Origin of the sequence: Xanthobacter sp. NM-59, from assembly GCF_021401125.1 — a bacterium.
Lineage (GTDB): Bacteria > Pseudomonadota > Alphaproteobacteria > Rhizobiales > Xanthobacteraceae > Xanthobacter.
The window spans coordinates 659,687-675,266 of the sequence record NZ_JACBFQ010000001.1 but is presented as its reverse complement, the minus strand read 5'-3'; the positions used below and the strand labels follow the sequence as shown (position 1 = coordinate 675,266).

Below are 15,580 nucleotides of genomic sequence, written 5' to 3'. Positions count from 1 at the left end.
CTCCGGACAGAAGGAAATCCAGCCACTGGCGGCAGAAGGCTGCCCTCGGCGCCGGGCGTCACACGGCAGGCAGTGCGGCCCGAAAACAGAAGGCCCCGCTGGAGCCAGCTCCGGCGGGGCCTCTGGAAAAGCGAGGCGCCGTTGGCGCCCCTGGTAAGGGCAGGCGGATCAGATGCCGACCTTGTTCAGCTCGCCATAGACCTCGTCGGCCCAGGTGCGCAGATCCATCAGGCCCGCATAGGCCGACCAGATCTCAATGCCGAACTTTTCCGCCAGCTCGTTCTCGGTGGAGGCGAGGGCCTCTTCAACGGGCGTGTAGGTGCGCTCCAGATGCGGCCACAGCTCGGAGGTGCAGCGGGGCATCTCGATGAAGTGGAGATTGCGGCCCGCGCCGGCCTTCTCGATGCGTGCGAAGGCCTGGCTGTCGAAGGTGCCGCCCACCGCATTGCGCACCACGATGATGTTGGAGACGGGAAGGGCCCCGCCCAGCACCACGTCCTCGATGAGGGTCGCGACATTGTCGATGGAGTGCGATTCCGGCTTGGTGATCACCAGCAGGTCGATTTCCGGCGAATTGCGCTGCTGCATGATGTGCGCGACGCGGCGGTGATGCGCCCACTGCACCAGCTGCGGCACCACGTTGGCGCCCAGGTCCAGCACCGCGCCGCCGGTGAGCAGCAGGCCGCCGAAGCGATCCCAATAGCGCAACGGCGCATTGGCGTCATTCTCGGTCTTGGAGGAGGCGAGGGAGGAGCCGATGCCCAGCTCGAGCACCTTGGTGGGGAAGAACTTGCCGATCTTGGAATGGCCGGTGCCGTCGGTGAAGTCCGCGGCCACGAGCTTGTAGGTTAGCTCGCGCTTGGTGAGGGCGGAATACACCATCTGAGCAAGGGTGGTCTTGCCCTGGCCGCCGGCATAAGCGGCACAAATATAGGTCTTCATGAGTGGAAGGCTCCCTGGCAGGCCTGTGCGGAATTCGCCTGGATGGGCCGGCGGCCAAGTGCACCGAAGGCCCGCTGCAAGTTCTACTCAGTGCCACCCGGCGGGCAGGATTGCCGCCGGGCAGCGGAGGGGGCCTCAATCGAGGCGCCCGGCCACATGGGCGAGCAGGGTATAAACCTTGCCCGTGTCAGAGGTGAGATAGGTGCGGGTCAGCGTCTCGCCCTGCTCTCCGGCGGCCACCTGCTCCAGCAGCCGGTCGAATTCGGAGATGTAACGGTCCACCTCCCCGTGGAAGGCGGCGTCATCGTGGTAACGCCGGCGTAGGGCCTCGAAGGTGCTGAGACCCTGGAGGGTGTAGATGCGGCGGGTGAAGGCGCCGTTCTGTCCCTTCAGCTTGCGATCCCAGCAGTCGGCGAGCGCGGTGCCATCCACCAGGCGGCCGATGTCGGCGGTCAGCGCGTCCAGCGTCTCGGGCACCTGGCGGGCGGCGGGGCGGGGCGCCGGCCGGCGCGGCGGCACCAGGCTTTCCGCACGGCGGCGGGGCGCCGCCTCCTGCTTGAGATCGTCGGAGGCGACGGCCAGCAGCTCGCTCAGCAGATCCTCGTGACTTGCCGTGTCGGCGGCGAGCACCGCAGGTTGCGCCTCCACTTCGGGAGCCGCGGTCGCGGCGGCGATGGGAGCGCTCTCGATTTCCGCTGCGCGCGGCGCGGGGGCCGGGCGTCGGGGTTCGGCCGGGGTGGCCAGCTCGCGAGCCACCGAGGCGCGGGCGATGTCCTGCGCCGCGGCGCGGGCGCCGGCTTCCACCACGTCGAAGGACTGGCCCTGGCGGGCGACGATCTCGTTCAGCTCCGCCAGCGCCTTGATCTGCTCGGCCACCGCGCGCCGCATGGTGGCGGCGCTGGCCTCGGTTTCCACCGGCAGGTCGAGAATGCCGCGCTTCATCTCGGCGCGGGCAAGCTCGATGGCCTGCTGCACGTCCTCGGTGGTGCGCTTCAGCTCGCGGGCGGCTTCGGTGAACTGGGCACCGGTCTCGCCGAACATGCGGTGCACGTCCTGCAGGGCGGCCTCGTAGGTCTGCCGCAGGGCGGCGGCCACCCGCTCGCGCTCCTGGTCGGCGGCGCCGCGCATGAGCTCGAACTGGGTTTCGATGACCTTGGTTGAACCGGAGGTGGCTTCGGCGACCACGCCGGCAATCTCCCGGGCGCGGCCCTGGGCGGCCTTGAAGGCATCCTCGAGCATGGCGTGGAAGTGCTGCATGCGGCCGTCCATGTCGGCCACGCGGGTGCTCATGGCGCCCGTCAGCTCCTCCAGGGCGGCGCGGCGGGCATTGAGGGTGGCCTCAACGCGCTCCTCGGTGGTGCCCAGGGCCTGCGAGGCGTCGGACAGGGCGCGGCTCTGCTGCTCGAGGCGGTCGGTGAGGGTGGTGATTTCCGACAGGGTGGTGCCGGAGAAGCCCTTCAGCGCCTTGATCTGGGCGTCGAAGCGCTCGGCCGTGGCACCGGCGGTCTCGCCGATGGTGCTGACGGTGGCGCTGAAGTCTTCCACCTGGCGCGCGAATGTGCCGGAGAAGTCGCCAAGATTGCTCACGGCGCTGGCCATGGCGCTCTGGAACGTCGAGTTGGCATCGCCCAGGCGCTCGATGATGGCCTGAACGTCGCCCTTCAGCGAGGTATTGGTGGCCGTGATCTCCGAGACCGCCCGCTGGCTGGTGCGCTCCAGCGCCACCAGGAAGGCGCCGTTCTTGTCGTCCATGAGATGGGCGATTTCGTTGAGGCGGGTGCCGAGTGCGTCGGCGACCTTCTCGGCATGGCCGGTGAGGGCCTGGCCCACATTGAGCGACAGGGCCGTGAGCGAACGCTCAACCTCGGTGGCATTGGCGCGCAGCGTGCCGGAGACCGCTTCCACGCGGCCGGTGAGGCTGTCGGCGATGGCACCGCTGCGGGCTTCCAGATCGGAGGCGACACCGTCCAGCCGGCCGAGCACAAGCTCCTCGATCCGGTGCACGCGGCCGTCCAGCAGGTTGGCGATTTCCTGGGCCCGGGTGCCGAGGGCGCGATGCACCACCTCGGCACGCTCCATGAGCACCTCGCCCAGGGCCTTGTTGCGGCTGGTGAAGAAGCCGTCCAGGGTCTCCACCGACTTGTCGAGGGCGGCGGTGGCGCTGGCCGTGCCATCGGCCAGGGTGCGGGCCAGATTGACGGTGCGGCTCGCCAGGGTCTCGGTCAGGCTCTGGGCGCGCTGGTCCAGGGTCTGCTCGATGCGGGCGATGCGCTGATCCAGCGTGCCGGCCACGTTGGAGGTGGTGGAGGCGAGGCGCTCGTCGAGATTGTCCACCGCGAGGCGGAGATTCTCGTTCACCTCGTTCACCCGCAGGTTGATCTGGTCGATCAGCTCGGGCGCCTGCACCTTCACGGTGTTGTCGAAGGCCTTCACGCCGTCATTGACCGCGCGGGCGAAGGTGGTGCCATCGTGGTGCAGGCGTTCGGCCAGCTCGGCACCCTGCACGGAGAAGGCCTCGTCGATGGCCTTGAGGCGGGTGTTGAGCATGTCCTTGATGGCGTCGCCCTTGGTGCCGATGCTGGCAACCAGGGTGTCGGCGGTCTCGCGGAAGGCCTCGGTGACCTTGCTGCCGCGCGCGCCGATGGCCTTGGTGACCTGGTTGCCGGCCACGGAGAGCCGGTCGGTGATGTCCGAGGTGGCGGCGGTGAGGGAGGTGGCGATCTCCTCGCCCTTGTCGGCGAGGGTGGCGCTGACCTGGGCCGCGGCGCGGTCGAGCGAGGCGGCGATGCGCTCGCTGGTTTCCGCCAGACGCTGGGGCAGGGCCTCGCCGCGCACGGCGATGGCGTCCACGATGCGGTCGCTGCTGGCCTCAATGCGGTCGGCAAGGTCGGCGCCCTGGCGGGCCACCGTATCGCTGATGATCTCGCCGCTCTTCTCAAGCTGCTGCACGAGGGTCGAGCCGCGCGTGTCGAAGTCGGAGATGGCGGCCTCGGCGGTGGCGCGGAAGGCGTCGGAGACGATGCCGATGCGGTCGGTCAGTTCGGCGCCGCGGCGCTCCATGGTCTCGCGCAGGGCGTCGCCGCTCTTCTCGAGCTGCTGCACCAGGGTCGTGCCGCGGGTCCCAAAGTCCGAGATGGCGGCTTCGGCCGTGGCGCGGAAGGTGTCGGAGGCGATGCCGATGCGGTCGGTGAACTCGGCACCGCGGCTGTCCATGGTTTCGCGCAGGGTGTCGCCGCTCTTCTCGAGCTGCTGCACCAGCGTCTCGCCACGGGTGCCGAAATCCGCGATGGCGGCTTCGGCCGTGCTGCGGAAGGCGTCGGCGGCGTCGGCGATGCGGTCGGTGAACTCTGCGCCACGGTTGCCCATGGTCTCGCCGATGGCCTCGCCGGTCTTTTCGAGATGGGCGACCAGCTCGGTGCCGCGGCTACCGAAGTCGGCGACGATGGACTCGGTGGCGGCGCGGATGGCGTCGCTGGCGGCCGCGATGCGGGCGGCGATCTCGGCGGTGAGGTTGCCGCCGTTCTCGGCCAGGGTGTCGTCGATATTCTTCTTCAGCCGGTCGATGTTGACGTTGACGTCCTCGCCCCAGCGATCGATCAGCACCGCCACGTCCGAGGTGGTGGACAGAAGGTTGGTGGCCAGATCGTCGGTGCGCGACTTCAGGGTCTGCACCAGGGTATCGGCGGAGTTGGAGAGGTCCTCGCGGATCTCGGCGCCGGTCACCTGCAGGCGGTCGATCAGCTCGGTGCCCTTGGCGGTGAGGCCGTCGATCATGGAGTCGCCCACGCGGGCGAGGGCGGAGGTGATGTGCTCACCCTTCTCGCCCAGGATCTCGGTGACGCGCTCGCTGGCGATGAGCATGGTCTCGTGGATGCGCGCGGAGGAGTCGCGCACCTCGTTGGAGAGCACGGTCTCGGCCCCGGCGATGCCCTCGCGCAGGCGCTCGGTTTCCAGCTGGATGTTGTGGCGTTCGGCCTGCAGCTCGTCGATCAGGGTGCGGATGCGGACTTCATTGTCCTCATAGGCGCGCTCCAGCAGCGAAACCTCGGTGCGCACCATGGCTTCCAGCTCGCCGGCGCGGGCGACCGCGCGGTCCAGGCCGTCACCCATGGCGGCGACTTCGCGGCGCACGGCCTGGCCCACATTCACCACCGTGTCGGTGGCGAGGGCTTCGGGCTCGGCAAGTCGCATCGCCACCTCGGTCATGGACCGGGCGATGCCCTGGAGCTCCTGGGAGCGACGGATCAGCACCGCCATGCCGAAGAAGGCGAAGGGCGGAACGAGGATGGAGGCGAACACGCCCAGCAGGGCCGGGGAGCTGGCCAGGGACTGGAGCCCCTCGGAATTCGCCATCAGGCCGCGATGATAGGTGTAAGCGAGGGCGACGCCCACGGCCACCCAGGCCAGCGAGATGGCCGCGGCCCACCAGTACGGCGCGCTCGAGGGCGGCCGGCGCAGCTGGTTCACCATCTGGCCGACGCCCTGGCGGTCATCATTGGCGGCACGCCGCTCGCCGGCGCGGCGGGCACCTTCGCGACGGCTCTCGGTCGCGCCATCCGTGCCGCGCGGGGCGCGGCGGCCGATGGGGCGGGCGCCCGGAGTGGGAAGGGGTCGATCGGGCGGCGGGACGGGGCGCTCCGCGATGGGGGAGGGCTCCGCGCCGGTCGCCTCGTCCAGCTCGGGCTCGACGGGCAGCGTGGGTTCGGGCGCCGCGGCCTGGGCTTCCTTTGCCTCCTGCGCCTGCTGGGCGTTGTCCAGCTCCAGCGTCAGGGCCTCCTGAATCGCCGAGAGGGCGACCTCGGTCGGATCCTGGACTTTCATCGGAGTCTTCATGTCGCCGTCGCCTTTGCCATCGGAGCAACACCCGGCAGGTGCTGCCGGCTCGCCGAAACCTTCGCCCCTGCGAAGCCGAGGCCGCCGCCGGCCACGCACTCAGGGCAATGGTTTACTCTTCCTTATCCTATCCAGGGATGCGAAGGCTTTGAACCGGTCGCGGCGCGAGAATGAAGATATCGTTAATTCGCTTCGCGCTTCAGCCCTGGCCTCAGCGGGATGTTGGAGCTATAGGGCGCAGCAGCCCCTCCCTGGAGGGCCTCCAATCCATTCGGCGCGGTTACGGCAGATCTATGGTCGCGATCACTTTCATTGAATTCAACGGAACCTCCCACCAGGTGGATGCCCCGGAAGGGGCCACCGCCATGGAAGCCGCCGTGCGCAACGGCGTGCCCGGCATTGTTGCCGAATGCGGCGGCGCCTGTGCCTGCGCCACCTGCCACGTCTACGTGGATGACGCGTGGAGGGAAAAGGTGGGCGAGCCTTCCGAAATGGAAGAGGGCATGCTCGATTTTGCGAGCGACGTGCAGCCCAATTCCCGGCTCTCCTGCCAGATCAAGCTGACGGCGGAGCTCGACGGCTTGGTGCTGCGCCTGCCCGAGAACCAGGGCTGAGCAGACCCCCGGCGGCAGGGGCGCTCATGTTTCCTTTACGGCGCGGCGCCACAATGTCGCCCGCGCCGTTGGGGATAAGCCATGACGTCCGTCACAGCTTCTGCCGAGAGATTTCAAGCCGTGCTGCCCGCATCCCATCCGGCGCCGACGATCCTCGTGTTCGATTCCGGTGTCGGCGGCCTGTCCGTGTTCCGCGAGGTGGCCCGTGCCCGTCCGGATGCACATTTCATCTATGCCGCCGATGATGCCGGCTTCCCCTATGGTGATTTGAGCGATCAGGCGCTGGTCGCGCGGGTAAACGAGGTGGTGGGGCGCCTCATCGCCCTCACCGCGCCGGCCCTGGTGGTGATCGCCTGCAACACGGCGTCGACTGTCGTTCTGCCGAGCCTCAGGGCGCGCTATCCCATTCCATTCGTGGGCACCGTTCCGGCGGTGAAGCCGGCCTGCGCCGCCTCCCTCAGCGGCCGCGTGAGCATCCTGGCGACGCCCGGCACCGTGCGGCGGGACTATACGGCCGGGCTCATCCAGCAATTCGCGGCCCAATGCGACGTGACCCTGGTGCCGAGCGTGCGCCTCGCGGCGCTGGCCGAGGCGGCCCTGGCCGGCGAGGATGTGCCCGATGCCGCCATCAGCGCCGAGATCGCGCCCTGCTTCGTGTCCGCCCAGGGGCGGCGCACCGACACCGTGGTGCTCGCCTGCACCCATTACCCGCTGCTGCTGGAGCGCCTGGAGCGGATCGCGCCCTGGCCGGTGTCGTGGGTTGATCCCGCGCCCGCCATCGCGCGGCGCGTGGTCCAGCTTCTTGGGCCCGCTCCGCAGAGCGGTGATCGCGAGGTGCCGGTGCAGGTCTACTCTACCGCGCGGGCTCTGGATGTCCGCCGCATCGCCGTCGTCATGGGCCGCCCGGTGGCGCGGCCGGAAGTTCTGGCGGCGCCGCTGGCCGTCGCCAGCTGACTAAAAGGGGAGGTGTCAATGGCCGTTCGGGTCGACCGTCGTGCCGTCTCGTTCGGCCTTTTGAGCAGCGCCCTGGTGGGTGCGGTCCCGGGGCTTCTGGGTGCCGGCCCCGCCTGGGCGCAGAAGGCGGCCAAGCCGTTTCCCGCATGGGTGGAGCAGTTCCGCGCCAAGGCCCGCGCCCGCGGCATCAATGATGCCACCTATGACGCGGTGTTTCGTGGCCTGAAGCCCGACACCAGCGTCTATGCTCAGGATCGGTCGCAGCCGGAATTCACAGAGCAGACCTGGCAATATCTCAACCGCCGCGTTTCCGACTGGCGCATTGCCACGGGCCAGGAGCGCGCACGCCAATATGCCGGCCTGTTCAGCCGCATCGAGGAGGCCTTCGGCGTCGATCGGCGGGTGATGCTGGGCTATTGGGGCATGGAGAGCGCGTTTGGCGACGTGCTGGACAATCCCAAGCACATGAAGCCCATCTTCCCCTCCCTCGCCGCGCTGGCCTGGGGCGATCCCCGGCGCCGCAGCTATTGGGAAGCCGAGCTTCTGAACGCGCTGGTCATCGTCCAGCGCGGCTGGGGCACGCCGCAGGAGATGACCGGCTCCTGGGCCGGCGCCATGGGCCACACCCAATGGATGCCCGAGGTCTGGCTCAACATGGGGGTGGACTTCGACGGCGATGGCCGCATCTCCCCCTTCGGCCGCCCCGACGATGCGCTGGCGGGCACCGCGAACTATCTGGTGAAGCGCGGCAAGTATCGCCGCGGCGAGCCCTGGGGCGTGGAGGCCAAGCTGCCTGCCGGCTTCAACACCGCCTTCGCCGACAACAAGTCACGCCGGCCGCTCTCTCAATGGGGCGACCTGGGGGTGACGACCGTGGATGGCCGCTCACTCTCCAGCTATGACGAGCCCGCGCGCTTGTGGCTGCCCGGTGGGCCCGGCGGGCCGGCCCTGCTGCTGTTCCACAATTTCTATGCGGTCCGCTCCTACAACCCCTCGTCCAATTACGCCCTAGCCGTAGTGCATCTGGGCGATCGGATCATGGGGGAGGGGGCATTCGTGACGCCCTGGCCCGGCGGCGAGCGGGCGCTGAGCTTGGCCGAGGTGCAGGAAGTGCAGCAGCGCCTCACGGCCGCCGGCTTCAGCACCGGCGGCACCGACGGCCGCGTGGGCACCGCCACGATGCGCGCGGTGCGGGCCTTCCAGCAGAAGGCCGGCATCAACCCCGCCGATGGCTATGCCTCGCTGGAAGTGCTCGCCGCCCTGCGGCAGGGGCGATAAAGCTCGCCCCTGCCGCCAAGGGCACCGTCAGCTCGCGATCACGGCCTTGAAGTTCGCGTAGAGCTGCTTCGCCGCGGCTTGGAACACGGACATCTTCTCCCGGGTCGCCGCCTCCAGCGTCGCCTGGCCTCCGGGGCCGGTGATGGCTTCCAGGGCGCAGCGGTATTCGGGAATAGCGCCCCATTCGGGCACCGTCGCGTCGGTCAGCTCCACATGGTACTGGATGCCGAAGGCCCGGCGGCCCACCTGGATGGACTGAACGGGGCAGTGGCCGTTTTCCGCCAGCACACGTGCACCCGCCGGCAGCTCCAGCACCGCGGCGCCGTGCCACTGCAAGGTGGGGAAGGTGGGGGCGAGCCCCTGGAACAGCGGCGCCGCCTGGCCCGCCTGGGTCAGCGAAACCTCGGTCACGCCCACTTCCGGCTTCGCCATGAGGCCGACCTTGCCCCCCAGGGCATCCGCCAGCAGCTGGTGGCCGAGGCACACGCCGAGATAGGGGCGATCCTTCGCGACCCATTCGCGAATGGCCGCCTTTTCCGGGACCAGCCATGGATGCTCGGCCTCCTGCCACACATCCATGGGGCCGCCGAACACCATCAGCGCGTCGAAGCCGTCCAGGGGCGGGATGGGCTCCCCCTCATCGAGCTCCACGGGGTGCCAGCTGATTCCGTCCGCCTTCATGAGATCGCGGAAGCTGCCGGGGTGCTCTGCGGCGACGTGCTGAAACACGAGAATCTTCATGGGGTGCAGCTCCGGTGAGGACGGGTGCAAGCTAAAAGGTGGCCGTGCGCCCGCAAGGCCAAATGAAGGGCAGGGCGGCCGCATTCCTGACCGCAAAGGCGGCAAACATTGACTTCCCCCGCGCGAGCCCTTATGAGGCGCGGACCTTTCGGGCCCAAAGTGGCCCGTTTGGCGTTTCACGCACCCGTGGCGTCTTGCGGCAGCGCGCTGCAAGAGCCTGTCGGCGGCGATACCGATTTTCGAATCGGCGTTTCCGCAGAGGAGGGGCGCGATCCCAACGCAAACTAGAACTTCAAGGATCCGCGTTACATGAGCAAGCGCATTGCGGCCAAGCACAAGATCGATCGCCGTATGGGCGAGAACATCTGGGGCCGCTCCAAGAGCCCTGTGAACCGCCGCGAGTATGGCCCGGGCCAGCACGGCCAGCGCCGTAAGGGCAAGCTGTCGGACTTCGGCGTGCAGCTGCGCGCCAAGCAGAAGCTGAAGGGCTATTACGGCTCCATCGGCGAGAAGCAGTTCCACGCCGTCTACGTGGAAGCCTCCCGCATGAAGGGCGACACCGGCGCCAACCTGATCGGCCTCCTCGAGCGCCGCCTGGATGCCGTGGTGTATCGCGCCAAGTTCGTGCCCACCATCTTCGCCGCCCGCCAGTTCGTGTCCCACGGTCACGTGAAGGTGAACGGCAAGCGCGTCAACATCCCCTCCTACCAGGTGAAGGTGGGTGATGTGGTCGAGGTGAAGGAAGCCTCCCGCCAGATGACCCTGGTGCTGGAAGCCCAGCAGCTTGGCGAGCGCGACGTGCCCGATTACATCGAGGCCGACGCCGGCAAGCTCGCGGTGCGTTTCGCCCGCGTGCCCGAGCTGAACGAGGTGCCGTATCCGGTTCAGATGGAACCGAATCTGGTGGTCGAGTTCTACTCGCGCTGAGCAATCGGCGACGAAAAAGAAAAAGGCCGCCTCTGGCGGCCTTTTTTATTGGCGCGGTCCACAGGGGCCGGCCGGGAGCGGGCCTGCGGCCCGTCCCGCGATGCCCGCGCTCAGCCCGCTTTCACCTCAAGGGTCGCGGCGGCGAGAAACTCTTCCATGTTCCGGCGAATCTGGTGGTCGGACACGACAACGCCCTTGGCGTCGAAATCTCCGCGCAGCTTACGGAACACATCTTCGTCGCCGGCTTCCTGGATATCGGCGATAACCACTTCCTTGGCGTAAGCCTCCGCTGCCTCTCCGGAGAGGCCGAGCATTTGTGCGGCCCAAAGGCCGAGCTTCTTGTTGCGACGGGCGAGCGCTTTGAAGTGGGTCTCCTCGTCCAGCGCGAAGCGCTTTTCAAACCCTTCTTCGCGCTTGTCGAACGTGGTCATGGCAGCCCTCTTCGTGACGATTTGGTGACCGGTTTGGGACCGGGATTGGTTAGCACGGTGCGCAAACGCAAGGTGTCGCCCGCGCGCGTGCCTTGAATATAGGGCACTTCTCCCTAGATCAACGGCAGTTAAGCGCTGCCCCATGTCGCGGCTACAAGGTGCGCCGCACCATTGTAACTGGCGAAGGATCTGCCTGGACGCCGCAAGGAACGGCACTTGGCCCGCGCAATTCGAGGCGGGGGCAGCGGCATACCGTTTGCTCCGACATCGCTGCGACATTTGCATGATTGACGCAGTCGCGTTGTATCCGGGCTCGTGATCGGCTAGTGTCCACACGGGTTCGGTGTGAACTGCACAACAGCCACCCGCGCCCCGCCGAGGAGCGTCACCAGAACGGAGCCTTGGCACACCCATGGATTTCCTCAATCGACGGTATACACCCATGTCGCGCCGCCGCCGCATTTACGAAGGCAAGGCGAAGGTCCTCTATGAAGGTCCGGAGCCCGGCACTCTCATCCAGCACTTCAAGGATGACGCGACCGCCTTCAACGCCAAAAAGCACGATGTCATCGATGGCAAGGGCGTGCTGAACAACCGGATTTCGGAGTATGTCTTCTCCCGGTTGAACGATATCGGCGTGCCGACTCACTTCATCCGACGGCTGAACATGCGCGAGCAGCTCATCCGCGAGGTGGAGATCATCCCGCTCGAGATCGTCGTGCGCAATGTCGCGGCCGGCTCGCTGTCCACCCGACTCGGCATCGAGGAGGGGACCCAGCTCCCCCGCTCGATCATCGAGTTTTATTACAAGAACGACGCGCTCAACGACCCGATGGTGTCGGAAGAGCACATCACGGCGTTCGGCTGGGCCACCACCCAGGAAATCGACGACATCATCGCGCTTGCGATCCGCGTCAACGACTTCCTGTCCGGCCTGTTCCTCGGCGTCGGCATCCGTCTTGTGGACTTCAAGATGGAATGCGGCCGCCTGTGGGAAAACGACATGATGCGGATCGTCGTGGCCGACGAGATCAGCCCCGATTCGTGCCGGCTGTGGGACATCAAGTCCAACGACAAGCTGGACAAGGACCGTTTCCGTCGCGACATGGGCGGGCTGGTCGAGGCGTACACGGAAGTGGCGCGTCGGCTCGGCATCCTCATGGAGAACGAGAACACCCAGGGCAAGGGCCCCGTCCTCGTCAAGTGAGGCATGCGCCGTGAGGCGCCCCGGCGCCTTGAGCACCGGCGGCAAATGATGCTAGGCGGGGGCCGTGAAGGCCCCCGTTTGCGTTCCGCGCAGGCGCTGGAGCCAGAGGCCCACGGGGCGCGACGAGAACAAACGCGCTGAGCGCGCGAAACGAGAGAAGGTCTCATGAAGGCACGCGTGATCGTCACACTGAAGTCGGCGGTGCTGGATCCGCAGGGCAAGGCCATCGAGGGCGCGCTGCGCTCCCTGGGTGTCAACGGGGTGCAGAGCGTGCGCCAGGGCAAGGTCTTCGACGTCGAGCTCGCCGGCAACGACCGTGACGCGGCCGAAGCGGCGCTGAAGGAAGCCTGTGAAAAGCTCCTGGCCAATACGGTGATCGAGACCTACCGAATCGAGTTTGCCTGAGTTGTGGTAAGCTTGCGCCCGGTGCCGCCGAGAGGACGCCATGGCTGACGTCACGAGCGAACTGAGCCAAAGCCGGATCCCGGTTCCGGTCTGCTTTGAGATTCCGGGCCTTTCCGATGGCGCGCGCCGCGGACAGAGTGAGTCGCGTGCGCAGCCATCCTTGCTCCGCCCGATCCGAGCCAGCCTCGAGCCGGCTGCAAATCCCCTCCACGGCGTCCCGGTCCGCCCCCGTGCGTGCCCCGCCCGTGGCGATGCCCCTTGGCCGACGCCCATTGAGAGATCATGAAACCTGCCGTCATCCTCTTTCCCGGCTCCAATCGTGAGCGGGATGCCGCGCGTGCCCTGAAGCTCGTCGCTGGCGCCAAGCCGAACATCGTCTGGCACGCGGAGCACGAGCTGCCGGCGGGCACCGATCTCGTGGTGCTGCCGGGCGGCTTCTCCTACGGTGACTATCTGCGCTGCGGCGCCATCGCCGCCCGTGCCAACATCATGAATGCAGTGCGCGCCCATGCCGCCAAGGGCGGGCTGGTGCTGGGCATCTGCAACGGCTTCCAGATCCTGTGCGAGGCGGGCCTGCTGCCGGGGGTGCTGGTGCGCAATGCGCGCCTGCGTTTCGTCTGCCGCGAGGTACTGCTGCGGGTGGAGCGCGCCGACACCGCCTTCACCAAGGCCTATCGCAAGAGCGACCTCATCCGCATCCCGGTCGCCCACGGCGAAGGCAATTATACTGCCGACGAGGACACCATCACCGAGCTGGAGAAGGAAGGCCGCGTTGCCTTCCGCTATGCCCGCCCCGATGGCCAGATCGACGAGACCGATGGGCCCAACGGCTCCATCAACGGCATTGCCGGCATTTATTCCGAGAAGTTCAACGTGCTCGGCATGATGCCGCATCCTGAAAACTACATCGAGCCGGAGATCGGCCCGACCGACGGGCGCGGCTTGTTCGAAAGCCTCGCCGGCGCCCTCAAAGCGGCGTGACGCCCGCCCCAATTCGGATCGACTCGCTGTGACCCTTCCCAACACGCCCCGCATCACTCCGGAACTGGTGGCCGAGCATGGCCTGAAGCCGGAGGAGTATGATCACTTCCTGAAGCTCATCGGCCGCGAGCCGAGCATCACCGAGCTCGGCATCGTTTCCGCCATGTGGAACGAGCATTGCTCGTACAAGTCCTCCAAGGTCTGGCTGCGCACCCTGCCCACGCAGGGACCGCGCGTGATCCAGGGGCCCGGCGAGAATGCGGGCGTGGTGGACATCGGCGACGGCCAGGCGGTCGTGTTCAAGATGGAGAGCCACAACCACCCCTCCTTCATCGAGCCCTATCAGGGCGCGGGCACGGGCGTGGGCGGCATTCTGCGCGACGTGTTCACCATGGGCGCGCGCCCCATCGCGGCGCTGAACCTGCTGCGCTTTGGCGATTGCCACAATGCCAAGACGCGTCGCCTGCTGGCGGGCGTGGTGGCCGGCATCGGCGGCTATGGCAACTCCTTCGGCGTGCCCACGGTGGGCGGCTCGGTGGGCTTCCACAAGCGCTATAATGGCAACATCCTCGTCAATGCCATGGCCGTGGGCCTCGCCAAGACCGATGAGATTTTCTACGCGGCGGCCACGGGCGTCGGGCGCGCCATCGTCTATCTCGGCTCCAAGACCGGCCGCGACGGCATTCACGGCGCCACCATGGCCTCGGCCGAGTTCGGCGCCGACGCGGAGGAGAAGCGCCCGACCGTGCAGGTGGGTGACCCCTTCGCCGAAAAGCTGCTGCTGGAAGCCTGCCTCGAAATCATGAAGGCGGGCTGCGTGGTTTCGATCCAGGACATGGGTGCCGCCGGCCTCACCAGCTCCGCAGTCGAGATGGGCGCCAAGGGCGGCCTGGGCGTGGAACTGGATCTTGATGCGGTGCCCTGCCGTGAAGAGGGCATGAACGCCTATGAAATGATGCTGTCGGAGAGCCAGGAGCGCATGCTCATGGTGATCGCCGACGGCAAGGAGGCCGAGGCCGAGGCTATTTTCCGCAAGTGGGGCTTGGATTTCGCCATTGTCGGCCACACCACCGACACCCTGCGCTTCGTGGTGAAGCACAAGGGGCGCGTGGAAGCCGACCTGCCCATCAAGGAGCTGGGCGACGAGGCGCCGGAATATCACCGGCCGTACGCGGAGCCGGCAGATCGGCCCATGATTTCTCCGTCCGAAGTGCGCACCTCGGCATCCGTGGCGGACGCGCTGGAACGGCTCATCGCTTCTCCCGACCTGTGCTCCAAGCGCTGGGTGTGGGAGCAGTATGACCACCTGATTCTCGGCAACACCGTGCAGCAGCCCGGTGGCGACGCCGCCGTGGTGCGGGTGGACGATGGGCCCAAGGCGCTCGCCTTCACCACCGACGTGACGCCGCGTTATTGCGAGGCCGGCCCCTTCGAGGGCGGCAAGCAGGCCGTGGCCGAGGCGTGGCGCAACCTGACCGCCGTGGGCGCCACCCCCATCGCCGCCACCGATAACCTCAATTTCGGCAATCCCGAAAAGCCGGAAATCATGGGTCAGTTCGTGGCCTGCGTGAAGGGTATCGGGGCGGCCTGCGAGGCGCTCGACTTCCCCATCGTTTCGGGCAATGTGAGCCTCTATAACGAGACCAATGGCCAGGCCATCCTGCCCACGCCGTCCATCGGCGGGGTGGGGCTTATCGACAATCTGGCCGAGTCCATGACTCTGGACTTCAAGGCCTCCGGCGAGCTGATCCTGCTGATCGGCAAGACCGTGGGCTGGCTCGGTGCGTCCGCCTTCCTCGCCACGGTGTGCGAGCGGGAGGAGGGGGCGCCGCCGCCGGTGGACCTGGTGGCGGAAAAGCGCAATGGCGACTTCGTGCGCGCGCTGATCCGCGACGGTGTCGCGACCGCGGTGCATGATATCTCCGATGGTGGCCTCCTCGTCGCCATCGCGGAAATGGCCATGGCGGGCCACATGGGCGCCTCGCTGGAAGCCCCGCCCGAGGGCATGGATGCCAATGCGTGGTGGTTCGGCGAGGATCAGGCCCGTTATGTTGTGACCGTGCCGCCGAGCCAGGCCGGCGAGGTCGTTCGCCACGCCCAGGCGGCCGGCGTGCCGGTAACGAAGCTTGGGAAGACCGGCGGTGACCGCTTGATCGTGCCCGACGACCGTTCGATCATTGTGGAATCGCTCCGGGACCGCCACGAGACGTGGCTGCCCATTTATATGGGCGCGTCCTGACAGCCCTTTTCCGGAGGATCGAACTGCC

12 protein-coding genes are annotated in these 15,580 nt (G+C 67.5%); 8 read left to right on the top strand and 4 right to left on the bottom strand.

The annotated features are described in order from the left end of the window. Window positions 1–168 precede the first annotated feature (168 nt). Together L0966_RS03170 and L0966_RS03165 are read right to left on the bottom strand one after the other, a co-directional pair. Complete coding sequence (locus L0966_RS03170) at window positions 169–942, bottom strand: hypothetical protein (RefSeq protein WP_234050386.1); 774 nt, start codon at window positions 940–942, stop codon at window positions 169–171. Between the two features lie 135 nt (window positions 943–1,077). Beyond that, entirely contained in the window at window positions 1,078–5,775 is a 4,698-nt protein-coding gene (locus tag L0966_RS03165; RefSeq protein ID WP_234050385.1) for a hypothetical protein, read from the bottom strand. 293 nt (window positions 5,776–6,068) lie between these two features. On the opposite strand from L0966_RS03165, the gene L0966_RS03160 reads away from it, so the two are divergent. From L0966_RS03160 to L0966_RS03150, 3 genes are all read left to right on the top strand, one after another. Then, window positions 6,069–6,389: a 2Fe-2S iron-sulfur cluster-binding protein gene (locus L0966_RS03160; RefSeq protein ID WP_234050384.1), complete on the top strand. Its 321-nt coding sequence runs from the start codon at window positions 6,069–6,071 to the stop codon at window positions 6,387–6,389. An 81-nt stretch (window positions 6,390–6,470) separates the two neighbouring features. Further along, on the top strand, window positions 6,471–7,343 hold the full coding sequence (gene murI / locus L0966_RS03155) for a glutamate racemase (protein WP_234050383.1): 873 nt from the start codon (window positions 6,471–6,473) through the stop codon (window positions 7,341–7,343). An 18-nt stretch (window positions 7,344–7,361) separates the two neighbouring features. Continuing rightward, window positions 7,362–8,621: a lytic murein transglycosylase gene (locus tag L0966_RS03150; protein WP_234050382.1), complete on the top strand. Its 1,260-nt coding sequence runs from the start codon at window positions 7,362–7,364 to the stop codon at window positions 8,619–8,621. Window positions 8,622–8,648: 27 nt separating this feature from the next. On the opposite strand, the gene L0966_RS03145 is transcribed toward L0966_RS03150, so the two are convergent. After that, complete coding sequence (locus L0966_RS03145; protein ID WP_234050381.1) at window positions 8,649–9,362, bottom strand: type 1 glutamine amidotransferase; 714 nt, start codon at window positions 9,360–9,362, stop codon at window positions 8,649–8,651. A gap of 309 nt (window positions 9,363–9,671) precedes the next feature. Between L0966_RS03145 and rpsD the strand changes: the two genes are divergently transcribed. Further along, window positions 9,672–10,289 carry a 30S ribosomal protein S4 gene (rpsD, locus tag L0966_RS03140; RefSeq protein ID WP_234050380.1) on the top strand — a complete coding sequence of 206 codons (618 nt, stop codon included), beginning with the start codon at window positions 9,672–9,674 and terminating at the stop codon, window positions 10,287–10,289. 110 nt (window positions 10,290–10,399) lie between these two features. Here the strand turns inward: rpsD and L0966_RS03135 are convergent, their stop codons facing one another. Then, window positions 10,400–10,720, bottom strand: coding sequence for a DUF1476 domain-containing protein (locus L0966_RS03135; protein WP_234050379.1), 321 nt, complete (start codon window positions 10,718–10,720; stop codon window positions 10,400–10,402). A gap of 412 nt (window positions 10,721–11,132) precedes the next feature. Between L0966_RS03135 and purC the strand changes: the two genes are divergently transcribed. The 4 genes from purC (at window position 11,133) to purL (ending at window position 15,552) form a co-directional block, all read left to right on the top strand. Next, entirely contained in the window at window positions 11,133–11,927 is a 795-nt protein-coding gene (purC, locus tag L0966_RS03130; RefSeq protein ID WP_234050378.1) for a phosphoribosylaminoimidazolesuccinocarboxamide synthase, read from the top strand. A gap of 165 nt (window positions 11,928–12,092) precedes the next feature. Further along, window positions 12,093–12,332 (top strand): phosphoribosylformylglycinamidine synthase subunit PurS, encoded by a 240-nt coding sequence (gene purS, locus L0966_RS03125; protein ID WP_234050377.1) that lies wholly within the window; start codon window positions 12,093–12,095, stop codon window positions 12,330–12,332. 282 nt (window positions 12,333–12,614) lie between these two features. After that, window positions 12,615–13,313, top strand: coding sequence for a phosphoribosylformylglycinamidine synthase subunit PurQ (gene purQ, locus L0966_RS03120; protein WP_234050376.1), 699 nt, complete (start codon window positions 12,615–12,617; stop codon window positions 13,311–13,313). 28 nt (window positions 13,314–13,341) lie between these two features. Beyond that, complete coding sequence (gene purL, locus L0966_RS03115) at window positions 13,342–15,552, top strand: phosphoribosylformylglycinamidine synthase subunit PurL (RefSeq protein ID WP_234050375.1); 2,211 nt, start codon at window positions 13,342–13,344, stop codon at window positions 15,550–15,552. The last annotated feature ends 28 nt before the right edge of the window (window positions 15,553–15,580 follow it).